Below are 17,828 nucleotides of genomic sequence, written 5' to 3'. Positions count from 1 at the left end.
AACAATACCTTATCCTATATTGGATTAGGTGTTGCACTCAGAATTGGCCGCTAAGTTCTTATAAAAATCAGTGAGCCAGAAAATCCAGTGTCATGCGGTTAAATGTATCCGCATGCTCCCACTGAGCCCAGTGCCCGCACTGATTAAAAACATGCAACTGGGCATTGGGAATACCGCGGATCAGGCGCAAACCAATATCCATAGGCACAAAACGATCATCCCGTCCCCAGACAACCAAAGTCTCTGCCTGAATCTCATGCAGCCTGTGGCCATAATCCGGAAACTGCTTTGGATTCAGCTGGGCGCTTTTAACAAAGTTATCCAGATGCTCACGGTTGCTCAGCATATTATCCAGGCGGGACTGAAACAGCTCTTCGGTCAAATGACTGGCATCAAAAACAAAGATCTGCATCATCGCCTTCAGATTCTCAATCGTCGGATCACGGTAGAGTTTCTGAATCAGCTTAATGCCCTCTGTTGGCATAGGCACAAACTGGCTCGGCCCACCGGTTCCCCCTCCCATCAGAACCAGCTTGCCAACACGATCGGGATAGCGCAGGGCAAAGGCCACAACAGAATGCCCCCCCATAGAATTTCCGACCAGATGTGCCTGTTCAATATCCAGCTTATCCATCAATGCCAGCAGAGCGCTGGCATTCAAATCAGAGCGCGAACCCGAACAAACCACTGGAGAACTCTTGCTCCACCCCGGACTATCCAGCAGCAAAACCCGATAACCCGCTTCAACAAAAGGCGTGATATTACGATTAAAGTTTGCCCAGCCACTGGCTCCCGGACCTGAGCCATGCATCATAATCAGGGTCTGATCACCCTCACCAATCGCGTTGTAGTGCAGATCCATGAGGGTTCCATCAACATCGGCCCGGATGATATGCGACGTATTCTCTGCAGTGTATTGGGATGACATAAAGTAACTCCAAAGACCTCAGGTTTGACTCGCGACCAGCGACACAAACCTGAAATAAAAACGAAAAACGACAAAAAAAACAAAGCCCTGCCAAAATGGCAGGGCCTGAAGCGAAAACGTTACTGAGGCACGCTGCGGAATCCGCCATTCAGATAGATCAGAGCATCACCGTCATTACGCTCACAGGTCGACATAACCTCGCATAAAAACGCGTGATGAGTGCTTTCATCAAACACTTTAACAACACGACAATCGAAGTTAGCCAAAGAACCATCCAGTGTCGGAGCACCGGTAACCAGCTCTCGCCACTGGCCGTATTCAAAACGGGCCTCACCCTGTACTTCTTTAACCATACCGGCGAAAGCCTGAGCGACCTCTTCCTGCTCGCTGGCCAATACGTTTACACACAAGGCACCGCTGTTCAGAATGATCTCGCTGGCATGAACATTTTTATTCACAAACACCACCAGACGCGGTGGTTCAGCGGTAACAGAACAGACGGCCGTCGCTGTCAGACCTGCTTTCTGCCCTTCATGAGCAGCACTGATAATGGTCACCCCAACGGCAAAATGGCGCATACCGTATTTGTGATCATCCGAACTGACCGTGGGCATCGCCGCCAAGCGCTCATTGGGTTGCCAATCCAGTAGCTGATTAATGGTATCGGTTGACGCATTGCTTGATTTGATTGTTTTTGTGTTCATGAAAATTGCTCTGTAATAAAGAGATGCAGGGCGATAAAGCCCCACATCAGAGACAAAATAGAATCAGGACGCTTTTGCACCAAACGGATTTGGCTGCGGCAGCTCACAACCCAGAAGGTGTCCACCCAGCAGCTCACCAATATTGTCCTGGTTCTGAGTGATATGGTTGGCACCTACCAGCAAGTCACGCAGCTGTCGCTGCATCGGGCTGCTCATCCAGATCCCCCGGGTAGAGGTTTTCTTAAAAATCATGTGAGCAGCATCGAAACAGTCACCGCCGGTAAACTGGTTTGTGGCGAAATGACGCACACGGACATCCAAAGGGACCAACTGACCTTTTGAGGCATAGCTCCAGGCCTCATCCACATTACTGAGCAAGCGTGCCTCAGCCGCGATGATTTTAGCCATCGCTTCACCCAGTTTGCCTTTAATAAAGGGGTCTTTGACTGCAGAACCTACCGCCTGATTGATATTCTGACGCGGGATCATGTGCTCAATGTATAGGTCGGCCATGCCCCGGGCCATGCCGACAAGGACGGAGGACACGGCGGCGTAGAAGACAAAAAAGAAAGGGACTTTATAAAGATTGTTAACATCAGCATGGCTCTCATCACCATAGGCACCAATTTCGTGACTCCGGTAAGCCGGTACAAATACATCGTTAATCACCAGTTTTTTACTACCCGTGCCTGCCAGACCCACAACATGCCAATCATCAACAATCTCTGCGATCTGATCACGCTGCAGCCAGAATGAACGGAAAACCGTGGTGCCATTTTCCTGAACACGACCACCGACAAAGGCACCACCTTCAGCATGATCACAACCACTGGAGGTCAGCCACTCACCATTCAGGCAGTAACCGCCATCAACAGCCTCAACCGTTCCGAACGGCGCATAAGAAGAAGAGACCAGTTTGGTATTATCCTGTCCCCAAAGCTCATCACCCACTTCCGTTGGCAACAGACCCACTTCAAACGGGTGAACCCCCAGCACCATGACGTTCCAGGCACTGGAAGGACAACCCCGGGCCAGTTCAATCAGAACACGGTTCAACACATTTGGGGTCATTTCATAGCCGCCCCAGCGTTTAGGTTGAAGAATCTTAAAGAAACCGGCCTCCTGGAACTCTTCAATGGTTTGTTTCGATACCATACGCGCCTTTTCGCAGGCCTCCGCTCGCTCACGCAGGGTCGGTATCATGTCACGGGCACGCTGTACGATCTCTTCTTCTGATGGAATGACCTGAGCACAAGAATTCATAATCTTCTCCGGAATTATCATTGTTAAGGTGGAGCGGTCTGATGTTGGTGTCTGCTCTTCAAAAGGGGCAGATATAATGGGGAGCTATGCGCTTTTTGCGCTGACGACCCCATAACCGGCAATCCATTCATTGATCGCCCGGTAATAATCCTGTCGGGCTTCGAAAGCCCCCATACGTCCCATGGCAGCAAACGCAGCAACCCAGGTACGGACTTCATGGGCTGACCGGCCCGCCTGACGGGAAATATCTTCGATGGTGTAGTCATCCACTTCCGCGACACGTCCGGAGATCAGCGTCTCGATAAAGGCAAGATCCCAGCTCTCATTCAGAGGTGTCAGCGGGCAACTGTCACGACCGTAGACTTTCGCCGCTTCCACCGTACGGTGCTGGCGAAGTTGTCGCGCCTCGGGACTCGGGTTACGGCCTGCAATCAGAAACTCACGTACCTCTTCGGGTGATTCATTCAGCAGGGGCACCGGGGGCTCATGGGATAAACCACCGGTTCCAAGAATCAGGACACGCTTGTTCAGTGTGGCGGCAAACTCACCAACGGCTTCACCCAGTTTTCGGATTCGACGGTACGGGCAGAAAGGAGGGGCTACCGAATTAATAATGATAGGTACCACGGGATAGCGGTTCAGGCTGCCAGTCATCTCCTCCAGAGTTTGCGTGCAGCCATGATCCACCTGCAGTCGATGCGATAGAGCAATATCCACGTCACTGTTCAGAATGTGACGGGCCAGTGCGTTGGCCATTTCCACATCAACAGACAGCTTGCCCGGCAGGCTGGTGTAATCCGCAACAGAGTCCGCCTCCGTGGCGATCACAAAAGGCGGCATCAGGTCATAAAAAAGACCGTTATAGTGATCCGGTGCAAACAGAATGATGAGTTCAGGATCAAAGGCCTCAACCTCTGCACGGGCATTTGCCAAAACAGTATTCACCTCGCTCACAATAGCCGGCGAAGGATCATTTAATCCCCGAAGCGGAGTATGAGACAAACACTTTAATAGAGTGCTCATAGGCACATCCTCATATCATTATTGTTAGAATAAGTTTTAATAACCAGCTATAGCCTTAATAAAAAGCACGGCACTTTTATTAACAAATTTATTATCAATAAAGTTATTGCTGATTCGTTTTTAATGCATACTAGGCAGGAGAAAGAAGGCGCTCAAGATAAAGAAAACCACACGTGCACTTAGTGCACTATAAAATACTGCAGACTAAAACCCGGCTACCTCACCGATACCGTTATAAATCCCACAACCCATTAAAAAGTGCACTATGTGCACATAAGGCCGATTTTTAATTGGTTATCAAAAAACGATGAGATAGCCTCAGACCGCCCAAATAAAACCCATTTACTCAATCAATGGAAAATAAAAACGGATATAAATCCTGAAACTTATAAGAAGGCTAATGCTATGAGCTTAAAGAAAATAACAACAAAACTTCTGTTTGGATCCGGTTTAATTGCAGCCTTGTATTCACCTGTATCACTGGCAGAAACTGTGATGAAGGTGGCTACCTGGTTGCCGCCAACTCATGTTCAAAACGCGGTAGTCTGGCCAACCTGGGCCAAATGGGTAGAGGAAGCCACTGAAGGTCGCGTCAAAGTAGAGCTGGAATATGGCATGGGTCATCCTAAGTCCCTGTACGATCTGGTTGAAGATGGTGTTGTTGATGCGGCATTCAGCTATCACGGCTATGTACCCGGCCGTTTTAAACTGGCTCTGGGCGTTGAACAACCGCTGCTGGCGTCTTCCGGTGAGGCGGCATCTGTTGCCTACTGGCGCGTTCATGAAAAGTACTTCGCTGAAGCTAATGAGCACATGGGGTTAAAAGTTCTGGGCGTCTTTGCTCATGGCCCGGCACAAATGCACCTGAAGTTCCCCATCAAGAGCCTGAAAGACCTTGAAGGGAAAAAAATTCGTGTTCCGGGCGGTTTGCCTGGGGTGATCGGAGAGCGTATGCATATCACTCCGGTTAACGCTCCGGCACCCAAAGCGTATGAACTGCTTCAGCAAGGCGTTGTTGACGGCATCTTCATGCCGGCAATGGAACAGAAATCGATGAGGCTGAGTGAAGTAGCCCCTTATCTGGTGCTGTTCCCTCACGGCATCTACTCCGGCAGCCTCTCCTACTTTATTAACGAAGACTTCCTCGACGGCCTCGCCCCTGAAGATCGTGAAGCCATTCTCGCGGTTTCCGGCGAAAAACTTTCACGAATGACAGGGGCTGCCTGGGACAAAGCCGATCAGGAGGGCATCCGTACCGCTGAGGAAAGCGGTGTTCAAGTACTTCGCCTGAAAGACCAGGATCCTCTGGCTAAAGAGTTTGCAGCTCTGGTTGCCGGTATGGATCAGCAGTGGTTAAAAACAGTGGCAGACAGTGGTGTTGACGCCAAAGCCGCGCTGAAAGAGATGCGCCAAATCAGTAAAGAATTTGAGCATCAATAACCTTTTTGTTCGTTATAAGGCAGATTCACTATGTCATTCAGTCGCTCTGTAGCGGCTCATTATGATGAAAAAGGGCCAATCATCTGGTTGGCCTTTTTTCTTGAGTCAGTTGCAGCTATCACTCTTTTCGGCCTGATGTTGGTTACCTGTTTTGATGTCAGCGGTCGCTACTTTCTGGGTAACGCGCTTGATGGTGCTACCGAGCTTACCGAGATTGGTCTTGCTATTCTCATTTTTGCAGAAATGCCTGTGATTACCTGGCGCGGTGGGCATGTCATCGTCGATATCCTCGACCGAATGCTTTCTTCGCTGACGCTTAAAATTCTCGGAATGGTATCCACCTTGATTATCTCAGGTTCCCTCTATGTCCTCGGCCTGAAGATTTATCACCTTGCCGAACGTTCACTTCGCCGGGATGAAGTCACTGAACTGCTGCAACTTCCTACAGGTTACCTCATTGAGTTTATTGCCATTATGAGCTGGATAACGGCAGCCACCATGATCTCTTACGGGGTATATCAGCAGCTTTCAAACTCCCGACGCACCTGAATTTTAATGTCTAAAAAATCCCCACGGAGCAAGCTTATATGCTGACCGCAATGATCGGCTTCGCCATTTTGCTGTTTATTATTATTATTGTCATCAGAATCCCCATCGCTTTTGCCATGGGGTTAGCTGGCTTTTTCGGTTTCGCGATTCTTCAGGGCTTAACCTTTGATAATTTATTTGAATTTCGCTGGAACGGCGCCTTATCGATGGCTGCCAGACGGGTTATTGATACCGCACAGGAATACAGCCTTTCAGTGATCCCTCTCTTTATTCTGATGGGTAACCTCGTCACCAAATCAGGACTGTCACAGGAGCTTTATCAGGCATCCTATGCATTTCTTGGTCACCGTAAGGGCGGACTATCAATGGCAACGGTCGTAGCCTGTGGCGGTTTCTCGGCCATCTGCGGTTCAAGTCTTGCCACATCGGCCACCATGGCTAAAGTTGCCATGCCTCCAATGAGAAAATACGGCTATGCCGACTCTCTTGCCACCGCATCAATTGCTGCCGGGGGAACGCTGGGTATTCTGATTCCGCCAAGCGTTATTTTGGTTATCTATGGCCTGCTGACAGAAACGAGTATCCGCGAACTCTTTGCCGCCGGTTTTATTCCGGGGCTTCTGGGTATTCTTCTCTATCTGGTCGCGGTTCGTTACGTCGTGTGGCGCAACCCTGATGCCGGCCCTGCCGGTGAGAAAACCAGCTGGGCAGAGCGCTTCAACGCACTGAAAAATGTTCAGGGTGTTCTGATTCTCTTTTCTGTGGTTATGGGCGGGATCTACCTGGGAATCTTCACACCGACTGAAGCGGCGGGAATTGGTGCCGGTGGTGCCTTTCTGATCGCTCTGAGCCGGAAGTCTCTTAACGGGTGGATCCTGTTTGATATTCTGACCGATACCGCCCGAACGTCGGCTATGCTTTTTAGCGTCGTGATCGGTGCTCTGATCTTCTCCAACTTCATCACCCGGGCAGGTCTGCCTGATGAGTTACTGATGTTTGTTCAGAGTCTGGATATCAGCCCTATGATGGTCATCATGGTGATTCTGGCCATTTACATTGTTCTGGGGATGGTATTCGAGAGCCTCTCCATGCTGCTGCTGACCGTGCCTATTTTCTTCCCTCTGGTATCCAGTCTCGGATTTGACCTGGTCTGGTTCGGCATCGTTGTTGTTGTGGTCACGGAGATCAGCCTGATAACGCCACCTGTGGGTATGAATGTCTTTGTGCTGGGCGCAGTACTCCGGGATGTTAAAGCCAGTACGATCTTTAAGGGCGTCACCCCGTTCTGGATTGCCGACATTATTCGCCTCGCACTGATTACCTTTATCAGCTCAGTCGCTCTCTTTTTACCTGAGCTGCTCTATCGCTAGGAACTGACCAATATGCTTCCAGAGATTAAAACCATTCTCTACATATCAGATATTGAAAAAGGGTCCCGCCCGGCATTTCGGGCAGCGGTTGCATTAGCCATGGCCCATCAGGCCCGAATCGTTTTTCTGCATGTTGCTGAACCCTTGCATACCAATGCGATCAATATGGTTCGCAATATTGTTGGTAAAGATGAGCTTCAGGCACTGCATCAGGAAGGGCTGGATCATATCAGGGCAACCATGCGGGAACGTATCGATCGCTTCTGGAAGGAAGAGGGCCTCCCTGTGAATCCGTCTCTCTCACCAGATGCGCTGGATTACCGGATCCACGAGGGAAGAGTTTGGGAAGAGGTGCAGGATACCGTAGCCGAGGTCAATGCAGACCTGATCGTGATGGGCTGTCGCAGACATCACAGACTGAATACCCTGGGCTCGATTGCTCACAGCATTCTCAATCACAGCCATATTCCGGTGCATATAGTTCCGCTTTAAGCCAGTAAAGCGTCCTGACGGGAGTCTGAAGAAAACAAAGCAAGGCCGCTTAACAATCCGACTTCAATATTAATTAAGAGAAAATTGATATACCTTGTTGTCAGACGTGTGCGAAATAGCTTTCGTCTATCCTTAAGATTGGCAATGCCAATTAGATAAGACAAAGCTAATAAATCATTATGTTCTCACAGGCCTAAGGCCCGATGATGAATATAAACAGGAGAGTAGAACCATGGCACTAAGAATCAATGATGTTGTACCGAATCTGGACCTGAAAACCGATTTGGGTGATTTCAAACTACATGACTTCATCGGTGACAACTGGACAATCCTGTTCAGCCACCCGAAAGACTTTACCCCGGTTTGCACCACTGAGTTTGGCGCAGTAGCTCAGCTGGCTGCCGAGTGGGAAAAACGAAATACTAAAGTGATCGGTCTGTCTGTAGACGGTGTTGATGAACACGTTGAATGGAAAGCCGATATTGAGAAGTTCTCCGGTGCGCCGGCTAAGTTCCCAATCATTGCTGATGATGATCTGGCGGTTGCCAAAGCACTGGATATGCTGCCAGCAGATGCTTATCTGCCGGATGGTCGTACCGCAGCAGACTCCGCCAGTGTTCGGGTGGTCTTTATCTTCAGTCCGGACAAAAAACTGCAACTGTCGATGACCTATCCGATGTCCGTGGGTCGTAATTTTGCAGAAGTTGTGCGGGCACTGGATGCACTTCAGGCAACGTATCAGACGCCAATCGCAACACCGGCCAACTGGGAAACCGGTCAGGATGTGATTGTCGCGCTGTCTCTGAATGATGATGAAGCCAAAGCGAAATTCGGTGATATTGACATCAAACTGCCGTATCTGCGCACCACGAAACAGCCATAAGACGCTGTTGTTATCGGATTGTTAGCGTTTTTTCGCTAACGATAATCCCTGCCGAATCCTTGATAGATTTGGCAGGGATTTTTTTGGCGTCGGATAACGCTCTAATTCTCCGGGAGCAGACGATTCCCGATCACCACACTTCAGTTTTTACATCTAATGACAATCAGGCCGCATGTGCTGCCGCCTGACGTTTCTGACTGAAGGGCATAAAACGGACTTCAGCAGAGCTGAAGTCATGACAGGTGTCCAGCAACAGAGCATCTGCTGCGGCCTGTTGAATCAGCAAAGTGCCATCAGCAGCCAAACGAGCCGGAGCCAGTACCACACGATAGTTTTCTGCGCTGCCGTTACTCAGCATAAAGAGGGCGTCGTCATCTTTAACATGATGGCTGACACGCACATCACCGTTCAGGCTTTCGCGCACGGTATGAATCTCATCACGGGCGCACTGCACAGACGGGCCACCGTCAAACAGATCCACGTAACCGGCAAACTGGAAACCCTCTTTCTTCAGCATATGCAGTGCAGGGGCTGACGAGTCATTCGGCTTACCGATCACCTCACGGGCTTCCTGAGGCAGCAGGTCGATATAGATCGGATATTTCGGCATCAGGTCTGAGATAAACTGAGTACCTTTCAGGGCAACCGTATTCACCGCTTCCTGAAAATCGATGCCGAAGAACTGACGGCCCAGATTTTCCCACAGAGGAGAATTACCCGCCTCATCCTGCCAGCCACGCAGCTCTGCCATCACGGTGTCACCGAAACGCTCAGGAAAGTCCGACATCGCCAGAAAACGCGCACGGGACAAGAACTGGCCCATACCCGGTTTACGGTACTCCGGAGACACAAACAGAGAACCCACTTCGGTCGCACCGGTGTAATCGTTCACCATGCTCAGCACACGGGCCTGACGGGTTACCGACAGATCATGACAGCTGCTGACCAGTGTGGAGATCTTGTAGGAGTAGAACGGACGATCCAGCCCCACACCGGTATAGATCGCCGTAGAGCCGATCACGCGACCGGTTTCAGGGTCTTCCAGCACCATAAAATAGGTGCTCATCGGATCTTTTTTACCCTGTTCAGAAAAAGCACGCTCGGTGGCTTCAATCTTTTTCAACCAGGCTTCACGATCCGCCGGCATAGAGGTCATTCCCCGTCCTACAGCTTTGGACAGCGCCATCAGATCCTCTAGATCAGCCAACTGACATGGACGAATAATTAACATAAGCCTTCCTACCCTTCTGCCTGCCCGCACTTTTTTGCCGCGGTTATGATGTTTCCGGTGAACCAAGAATTACGGTTATCAATGCGGTTTATGCCGTTAAGTTTAGTGTCGAAGTGACAAAATGAGCTGTCTGATTTCAGGCAAAAACTGCAGATCTTGCAGGAATTTATATCAGATACCGAATAATATTCGGCTTAGACAGAAAGGCTTGCGCTGAGCTGTTCTGAAACGCAAACTAGCCCCCGAACAGCGATAGAATGCGACCTGTATATCCATGACGTCCATTCCGGAAACATCAAACCACGACAACAGACCGATAGAGACATCGAAAAAAGAGCTTATAAGATGCAACTGGACAAGATCAGCCGAAAGATTCTTTCGACCCTGCAGCAGGAAGCCCGAATCACCAATCAGGAATTGGCCGACCGGGTAGGGCTATCACCAAGCTCCTGCCTGAACCGGGTACGTAAACTGGAGGAAGCTGGTCTGATCGGCCCTTATCTCAGCACCCTTAACCTGCCCAAAATCTGCCGTAGTGTGGAAGTGATCGTCACCGTCAGCCTGAAAGATCAGAGCACAGACGCCTTTCGCACCTTTCAGCAGGCCGCGCAAAGTCATCCGGAGGTGGTTGAGTGTTACACCGTCAGTGGCAGTTTCGACTTTTTCCTGCGCATCGTGGCACCGGACATGATGCGCTATAACGAGATCAACGATCAGCTGCTGGACGTCCTGCCCGGTATGGTGAATATCAGCAGCCATGTGGTGCTGACCACGGTAAAACCCTTCAGAGGCTACCCGTTGGATGCATTGGCTGACGATAAATAGTCAAGACTCAGCGTCGATAACCGCGGTAAAATCTAATAGCCAACAAATTGATACATAACAAAAGAATGTTAATATTCCGCCCTGCCGAGCAATAATCCCTTATAACCCGTTCGGTTTAACTCTCAGTCAAATGCGGACGACCTCACTTGAAGAACACACTGCTCAATCAGCTGTCACGTCAGTACTCCAACACCCTGATAGGAATGCTGGTACTTTTTGCACTCTGCTTTTTCCTGATAGGACTTTCGGTGTGGGGAGCCGCAAAGGCTGTTGATAAAGAGGATATTCGCCAAACTGAAGCAACCATTCAGGAAAGCATCAACAGCGAACACAACATACTGGAAGCCCAACTCAGAGACTATTCTATCTGGGATGAAGCCTATCAACTCTGGGTAGTCGATGGCTTTGCCAGTAACGACTGGATTGAGAGTAATCTTGGGCAAAGCCTGTACGAGAATCTTGATATCGCCTGGGCAGGAGTCACCGATCAAAACCGCAGACTGCTTTTCAGCAGCTACGAAGGCGTTCCGAACGACATTCCACCAGATATTAAAAGCTTTCAACAAAAGCTCTATCCGTTGAATCAAAAGGCTTCGGGTCTGTTTCTGATCAACAACGAGTTATGGCTGTTAGGCTCTCACCCGATAGAAACTGAAACTCGTTCGGCATTGCCCACTGACAGCCCCAGAACTTTTATCTTTGGAAAGCGCATTACCGATTCCGTTATCCATCTACTCAAGATACACACAGAAACCTCCGCTGCCGTCTCAAGCCTTCAGCCTGTAAAAGGTATGGCAAGTTTTGCAGTCCGGAATAAACAGGGCAGAATTCTCAGCTATATCAACTGGCACCCCACGTACCCGGGAACCGCTCTGCTCCACCGCTTAATGCCGGATGTCATCGGTTTACTTTTGTTGCTTTGCGGTGCCATCTTCTTCCTGATCCGACGCATCATGCGCCAGGGTCGACACAGCCTTTCAGAGATGCAGGCCCTCGCGCAGACCCGTCAGGACCTCAGTCAGCAGCAAATCTCACTACAGAAGCTACGCCAACGTTTCCAGGGGCAAAGCAAGCAGGAAGACTTCCTGCAGGAACTGATAACAGAAGCAGGCCACCTGACCCGTGCAGACATCACCTCGGTCTGGTTACTCGACGCCTCAGGAGAGTATCTCACCTGTCAGGCCAGTAACGCCCCCATCGCAGGTAGTCAACTGCAGATAGCCGAGATGACTGAAACTCTGGATCAGCTTCATCAGCAGCCCGTTACTCTGGTTGAGCTGCCTCACATCCAACCCCTTGACCAACAGAGCCACAGCCAATCACTGATCGGTTTTTTCCGGGACCACAAGATCAGCAGTTTACTGGTGACCGCCATTTACATGGGTGGCGAACTGAGAGGAATCCTGACCCTCTGTAGCCTTCGCAGTCGTCAATGGAGTGAATCAGATCATTTCGCCTGTTCCGGATTTGCGGGAGTCGTCGCCCAGTTTGCTGAAGCCTTTCAACGGCAATCCATCGAAGAAGATCACTATCAGCAGACCCACTTTGATGAGATTACCGGACTGCCAAGATTGATGTTTATTGCAGAGGAGTACCCGGAGCTGCTTCGTCAAAAGCAAGGCTTTCTGGCGGTGATCCGCATTCAGGGATTGCATATCATCAACGAGCTACATGGTTTTTCCTGCGGCAACGAGCTGTTCCGCCAGTTTGCCCAGTGCCTGATGCGGGAGCTGGAATCCTGGAACCCTGAAGGGATTCTGGTTCGCCTACCTGCTAACAGGCTGGGGCTCTTTCTTGAGGGTGAAGAAAGCCGAGTCACCGACTTTCTGGAATATTTGATAACCAAACTGGAAAGCAAACACTGGCAGATACAACGTAAGAGCTACAACCTGAAAATCCAGATGGGGCTGGCCCGGTACCCGGAAGACGGACAGGACCCGGAGATGCTGCAACACAGAGCAAAACTGGCATTACAGCACGCCCGTTCTACGTCCGGCCTTAGCTACGCCATCTATTCTCATGATGTCAGCACCAGCCTTAAAGCCCGCAACGAAGCGATCTCTGATCTGGAACGAGGTATCAGGAATGAGGAGTTTGAACTCTTCTTCCAACCGCAGTTTAACCGTGACCGCAAACTTGTTTCCGCAGAAGTACTGGTACGCTGGCGTCATCCTGAACGGGGCCTGCTGTCACCGGCACACTTTATCGAGCTGGCAGAAGAGACAGAGCTTATTCTGCCACTGGGTCGCTGGATTCTGGAGCGGGCCTGCCAACTGCTCCAATGGCACCCTATTCGCCTGTCAGTCAATATCTCGGTACTGCAGATGCAACAGACCAACTTTGTCGAAGAGGTCGCCGATCTGCTACAACTTTATCAGTTCTCGCCGGATCAACTGACCCTTGAGGTCGTTGAGTCTCTACTGATAGATCAGGAAGTTAAGGGCAAGCTCGGCCAAATTCGCAAGCTGGGAGTGGAGATCTCACTGGACGACTTCGGCACCGGCTATTCCTCCCTCAGCTATCTGCAGGATCTGCCGGTGGATGAGCTTAAGGTCGATCAGAGCTTTATTCAGGCGCTGGAGCATCACGAAGATGCTCCTCTGGTGCGTACTATCATTGCCATGGCACACACACTGAATATGCGGGTCGTGGTGGAAGGGGTAGAAACGGATAAACAGCTTAGCTTTGTCAGTGCGCAACAAGCCGAACTGATTCAGGGCTACCTGCTGGCGAAACCCGAGCCCTGGGACCACTTTGTTGGTCGCTTAAATCTGCCAACGGTTAATGGCCGTTTCCGGAAAACAATGACACCAGACTAAACGGTTGGATGTCGGGGCAGCGCCAGCGAGATCAGTACTGTCAGTGCCAGCATCAGGGCCGATATCCAAAGACACGCGGTTAACCCCGATACACCCTCGCCATAAGCCTGAAACAGCCAGCCGGACAGCACCGTACCCAGTAAACGTCCGGCGGCGTTGGCCATATAGTAAAAGCCGATATCCATGGACACGCCCTCATCCCGGGCATAGCTGACGATCAGATAGCTGTGCAGGGAGGAGTTAACGGCAAACAGCACACCAAACAGCAGCAGGCCACCGATCACCAGATAGGCTTGCTCCGTTGTCGTCAGACCAAAACTGGTGACGTCACTTAACAGAAGCGCCATCAGCAAAGGGGCAGCCAGCAGTAGCAGCGCCCAGCGGAAGGCCGCCTGCCCATCGGGTACCGCATGGACGTTACCCCCGCTTTGTGTCTGCGCATCAGTAAGGGCGGCTTTACTGCGGCCGGTCAGGCGCGGCGCAAAACCCTGCACCATGCCATAACCGATAACCCACAGCGCCAGAAAACCACCTACCCGCCAGTGATCCCAGCCAAGGCTTGCCGCCAGAAATACCGGCAGCGCCACCACAAACCAGACATCCCGTGCGCCAAAGAGGAAAAGACGCGCCGCAGAGAGCAGATTCACCGACCGGCTTTTGGAGAACATCTGCGAGAACTTGGGTTTGTTTTTCGCCTTGCCCAGATCCCGTTTTAACGCCGCAAGACTGAACAGCCAAACCAGCAACAGCATTACCGCCATCGCCAGTACCGCGCCCTGAAAACCGAGCAGTGTCAGCAGCAATCCGCCAAGGAAAAAGCCCGCGCCTTTAAGGGCGTTTTTTGATCCGGTCAGCGCCGCGACCCAGCCGTAGAGTTTGGCTTCTTCCCCTTTTGGCACCAGCAGCTTGATCGAGCTTTTGGCGCTCATCTTATTCAGGTCTTTGGCGATACCGGACAACGCCTGTGCCGCCATTACCCAGGCAACGGTGAGCCAGTCTGCAGGCACCAGCAACATCACCAGCGCCAGCACCTGCAGGAATAGGCCGATATTCATCGTCCGGTTCAGACCCAGCCTCGCGCCCAGCCAGCCACCTACCAGGTTGGTGACAACGCCGAAAAACTCGTAGAAGAGAAACAGCATGGCGATCGCCAGCGGGGCAAAACCCAGACTGTGAAAGTGCAGCACCACCAGCATACGCAGGGCACCGTCGGTCAGGGTAAAGGCCCAGTAGTTACCGGTCACGATCAGGTACTGGCGCACACCTTCCGGCAGCGCCCTGAGTTTCTCGATCAGAGTGAGTTTAGGCAACTCGACAGACATGACTACTGATCCTGCAGACCAACAAAACGTGCCAGCTCGGCGGTACGGTTGGCGTAGCCCCACTCGTTGTCGTACCAGAGATAAAGTTTCACCTGAGTCCCATTGATGACCATGGTCGACAGCGCATCCACCACGGTAGAACGCGGATCGGTACGGTAATCGATGGAGACCAGTGGGCGTTCTTCATAACCCAGAATACCTTTCAGCTCGCCTTCTGCTGCTTCTTTGAACAGGGCGTTCAGCTCCTCTTCTGTGGTCGTGCGGCTGACCTCAAACACACAATCGGTCAGCGAGGCATTGGCCAGAGGCACGCGTACCGCATGACCGTTCAGTTTGCCTTTCAGCTCCGGGAAGATATGGGTGATAGCGGTGGCCGAGCCGGTGGTGGTCGGGATCAGACTCATACCGCAGGCGCGGGCACGGCGCAGATCCTTATGGGGCGCATCCATAATGGTCTGGGTGTTGGTGATATCGTGAATGGTGGTCATGGAGCCATGCACAATACCCAGCTTCTCATGCAACACCTTAACCACAGGGGCCAGACAGTTGGTGGTGCAGGATGCCGCCGTCACAATCGGGTAGTGCGCTTTATCGTATTCGTAATGGTTCACACCCATCACAATATTGAGCACGCCCTCTTCTTTCACCGGCGCTGTTACCACCACACGCTTTACGCCCTGATCCAGATAAGCCTTGAGCAGGCTCTGGGTTTTCATCTTGCCGGAGGCTTCAATCACCAGATCACAGCCGGACCAGTCGGTATCGGCAATAGCTGTGTTCTGCGTACAACGGATGCTTTTGCCATCAATCAACATAGCATCGCCGTCAGCGGTTGCCTCATGGTGCCAGCGACCATGAACCGAATCGAAGGTGATAAGGTGGGCTAGCGTAGCCGCATCCCCTGCCGGATCATTGATCTGCACAAACTCGATCTCCGGCCAATCAAAGGCCGCACGCAGTGTCAGTCGTCCCATACGGCCAAAGCCGTTAATACCTACCCTGATTTTTGTCATATCAATTTTCCTCTACCGTTATCAGGGTCAGGCAAACCATTCACGAATGGCATCTTCCCTGGGAATTCCACCACTGTGGACAACCTGATCATCGATCACTACTGCTGGTGTGCTCATCACGCCATAGTTCATAATCGCTTCCGGATTGGTCTCTTTGATGACGTTAACGTCTGCTCCCAATTCCGCAGCAATTTTGCTGATCATTTCGGCGGTTTTGATGCATTTGCTGCAGCCACTGCCCAACACTTTGATCTCTTTCATTACCTTATCCTCGCGTCATGCCTGCTGTTCAGATAAACGGTGTCAGCAGGTTAAAAATCCAGCCCACCAGCGTGAATGCCACCAGCAGGAGCGCAAAAAGAATCGCCAATAGACGCCACTGCATCACCTGCTTGAGCAGGATAAACTCCGGGAAACTTGCCGCGACGGTACTCATGGAAAACGCCAGTGTGGTGCCAACGGGCAAACCATTGACGATAAGACTCTCCATCACAGGAATCACCCCGGTGGCGTTTGAGTAAAGCGGAATCCCCAGAAGCACGGCAGCCGGTACCGACCACCACTGGCCATCGCCCAGATGCGCCTCAATCCAGCCATCCGGCACAAAACCATGCAGCGCAGCACCCAGCCCGACACCGATAATTACCCACTTCCACACCCGGCCAAATATCTCACCGGTCTCCCCTTTGGCAAACTGATGACGCTCGGCAAAGGAGAGTTTCTCTGGCGCAACAAGCTGCTCCTGCTGTTGTTCACTATCAGAGCGCTGCTGCCCTTTCTCAAGGGCTTTGCGGGCGAACGATTTCAGCCAGCGCTCGGCACGAATCTGATCCAGAAAAACACCACCCAGAATCCCGATCCCCATACCGACAATCACGTAGAGCAGCGTGAACTTCCAGCCCAGCAGACTCATCAGCAGGAGCACAGCAACCTCATTGATCAGCGGTGAGGTGAGCAGAAAGGACATGGTGATCCCCACGGGAATACCTGCGGAGGTAAAACCAAGAAAGACCGGAATACTGGAACAGGAGCAGAAGGGTGTAATCGCACCAAAACCTGAGCCAAGCACGTAACCAACACCCCGGTGCCGCCCAGCCAGAAAGTCCCGTACCCGCTCGACATTGAGGGAGGCTCTCGCCAGGGCGATCACATAGATCATGACCACCAGCAGCACATAAATCTTGCTGACATCCTCGACAAAAAAGTGCAGGGCATCACCCAGCTTCGTATCCGGTGATAAGCCCATCTGCTGGTACACCAGCCAGTCGGCCAGTTGTGTGAAGATCTCAAACATGGTTCCGTTCTCCTCGGGCAATAAGACTTAACAGCAGGCTTTAACCCGCTCCGGTCGATCACCCATCGCATTAAGCTGTTCTTTTGCCAGCTGTAACCAGACCTGATTGGACGCTGCCGTTGTGGATAAGACAGCGATGCACCACTCGGGCAAACCGGAACTCAGTCGATAGAAAATCCACTGCCCCTGACGACGATCCTCCAACAATCCGGTTTTACGCAGCTGCGCCAGATGACGGGAGATCTTCGGCTGGCTTTCATCCAGTGCCGCCACCAGCTCACAGACACACAGCTCCTCTTCCTGCGTGATTAACAGCAAGGATCGCAGTCGGGTCTCATCCGCCAGTTGTTTGTAAAAGATCACAGGGTCGAGCATCGGCTATGCCTATCTGAAAAAAGTGAAATCTCATGATATATGAAAAAACAGATATATGGATAGCCATATATCAAAAGCCATCTATGACACAAATATTTCAGAATGCTGAATCTTGTCTGGCAGGTCAGACTGAATCTTTGCAGGAAGCACGCCCCTCAGCCTTTAAAAGAATGGCTGAAATCACGACCTGAAAGAGCCGCTTGAAAGAAGCGCCATGAACACCTAATCTGCCCGCCCATACAATATAAAAACCGGGTGCCAGCAACCAGCAACCAGCAACTAGCAACTAGCAACTAC

General features: G+C 51.3%; 17 protein-coding genes. 7 read left to right on the top strand and 10 right to left on the bottom strand.

Annotated features, from left to right (window positions below; all coding sequences use genetic code 11):
- Positions 1–67: 67 nt before the first annotated feature.
- From AC4GL5_RS05885 to AC4GL5_RS05870, 4 genes are all read right to left on the bottom strand, one after another.
- Positions 68–928 (bottom strand): alpha/beta fold hydrolase, encoded by an 861-nt coding sequence (locus AC4GL5_RS05885; protein WP_490381862.1) that lies wholly within the window; start codon positions 926–928, stop codon positions 68–70.
- A 119-nt stretch (positions 929–1,047) separates the two neighbouring features.
- On the bottom strand, positions 1,048–1,632 hold the full coding sequence (locus AC4GL5_RS05880) for a flavin reductase family protein (protein WP_490381861.1): 585 nt from the start codon (positions 1,630–1,632) through the stop codon (positions 1,048–1,050).
- 63 nt (positions 1,633–1,695) lie between these two features.
- Positions 1,696–2,895, bottom strand: a complete 1,200-nt coding sequence (locus AC4GL5_RS05875) for an acyl-CoA dehydrogenase family protein (protein ID WP_490381860.1) — start codon at positions 2,893–2,895, stop codon at positions 1,696–1,698.
- Between the two features lie 84 nt (positions 2,896–2,979).
- The gene (locus AC4GL5_RS05870; protein WP_490381859.1) at positions 2,980–3,918 is read right to left on the bottom strand and encodes a 3-carboxyethylcatechol 2,3-dioxygenase; all 939 of its coding nucleotides are present in this window, start codon (positions 3,916–3,918) and stop codon (positions 2,980–2,982) included.
- 405 nt (positions 3,919–4,323) lie between these two features.
- On the opposite strand from AC4GL5_RS05870, the gene AC4GL5_RS05865 reads away from it, so the two are divergent.
- From AC4GL5_RS05865 to AC4GL5_RS05845, 5 genes are all read left to right on the top strand, one after another.
- A complete protein-coding gene (locus AC4GL5_RS05865) occupies positions 4,324–5,358 on the top strand; it encodes a TRAP transporter substrate-binding protein (protein WP_490381858.1) in 1,035 nt (344 codons plus the stop codon).
- Between the two features lie 30 nt (positions 5,359–5,388).
- Positions 5,389–5,907, top strand: a complete 519-nt coding sequence (locus AC4GL5_RS05860) for a TRAP transporter small permease (RefSeq protein WP_490381857.1) — start codon at positions 5,389–5,391, stop codon at positions 5,905–5,907.
- 38 nt (positions 5,908–5,945) lie between these two features.
- Positions 5,946–7,277 carry a TRAP transporter large permease gene (locus tag AC4GL5_RS05855; RefSeq protein WP_490381856.1) on the top strand — a complete coding sequence of 444 codons (1,332 nt, stop codon included), beginning with the start codon at positions 5,946–5,948 and terminating at the stop codon, positions 7,275–7,277.
- Positions 7,278–7,289: 12 nt separating this feature from the next.
- The gene (locus tag AC4GL5_RS05850; RefSeq protein WP_490381855.1) at positions 7,290–7,769 is read left to right on the top strand and encodes a universal stress protein; all 480 of its coding nucleotides are present in this window, start codon (positions 7,290–7,292) and stop codon (positions 7,767–7,769) included.
- A gap of 232 nt (positions 7,770–8,001) precedes the next feature.
- Positions 8,002–8,652, top strand: a complete 651-nt coding sequence (locus AC4GL5_RS05845; protein ID WP_490381854.1) for a peroxiredoxin — start codon at positions 8,002–8,004, stop codon at positions 8,650–8,652.
- A 163-nt stretch (positions 8,653–8,815) separates the two neighbouring features.
- Here the strand turns inward: AC4GL5_RS05845 and AC4GL5_RS05840 are convergent, their stop codons facing one another.
- Positions 8,816–9,883, bottom strand: a complete 1,068-nt coding sequence (locus AC4GL5_RS05840) for an arginine N-succinyltransferase (RefSeq protein ID WP_490381853.1) — start codon at positions 9,881–9,883, stop codon at positions 8,816–8,818.
- A gap of 345 nt (positions 9,884–10,228) precedes the next feature.
- On the opposite strand from AC4GL5_RS05840, the gene AC4GL5_RS05835 reads away from it, so the two are divergent.
- Entirely contained in the window at positions 10,229–10,708 is a 480-nt protein-coding gene (locus tag AC4GL5_RS05835; protein ID WP_490381852.1) for an Lrp/AsnC family transcriptional regulator, read from the top strand.
- A 146-nt stretch (positions 10,709–10,854) separates the two neighbouring features.
- Positions 10,855–13,527, top strand: a complete 2,673-nt coding sequence (locus tag AC4GL5_RS05830) for a bifunctional diguanylate cyclase/phosphodiesterase (RefSeq protein WP_490381851.1) — start codon at positions 10,855–10,857, stop codon at positions 13,525–13,527.
- Here AC4GL5_RS05830 and arsJ read toward each other — a convergent pair.
- The 5 genes from arsJ to AC4GL5_RS05805 are packed head-to-tail and all read right to left on the bottom strand — an operon-like array spanning position 13,524 to position 17,531.
- On the bottom strand, positions 13,524–14,849 hold the full coding sequence (arsJ, locus tag AC4GL5_RS05825; protein ID WP_490381850.1) for an organoarsenical effux MFS transporter ArsJ: 1,326 nt from the start codon (positions 14,847–14,849) through the stop codon (positions 13,524–13,526). The two genes, AC4GL5_RS05830 and arsJ, sit on opposite strands and share 4 nt — an antisense overlap.
- 2 nt (positions 14,850–14,851) lie before the next feature.
- The gene (locus tag AC4GL5_RS05820) at positions 14,852–15,862 is read right to left on the bottom strand and encodes an ArsJ-associated glyceraldehyde-3-phosphate dehydrogenase (RefSeq protein WP_490381849.1); all 1,011 of its coding nucleotides are present in this window, start codon (positions 15,860–15,862) and stop codon (positions 14,852–14,854) included.
- A 27-nt stretch (positions 15,863–15,889) separates the two neighbouring features.
- A complete protein-coding gene (locus AC4GL5_RS05815) occupies positions 15,890–16,123 on the bottom strand; it encodes a thioredoxin family protein (RefSeq protein ID WP_490381848.1) in 234 nt (77 codons plus the stop codon).
- A 28-nt stretch (positions 16,124–16,151) separates the two neighbouring features.
- Positions 16,152–17,156, bottom strand: coding sequence for a permease (locus tag AC4GL5_RS05810; RefSeq protein ID WP_490381847.1), 1,005 nt, complete (start codon positions 17,154–17,156; stop codon positions 16,152–16,154).
- 27 nt (positions 17,157–17,183) lie between these two features.
- Positions 17,184–17,531: a metalloregulator ArsR/SmtB family transcription factor gene (locus AC4GL5_RS05805; protein WP_490381846.1), complete on the bottom strand. Its 348-nt coding sequence runs from the start codon at positions 17,529–17,531 to the stop codon at positions 17,184–17,186.
- Positions 17,532–17,828 lie beyond the last annotated feature (297 nt).

The sequence above is a fragment of the Oceanospirillum sp. genome, from assembly GCF_982874595.1.
This window is presented reverse-complemented; position numbering and strand designations above follow the sequence as displayed.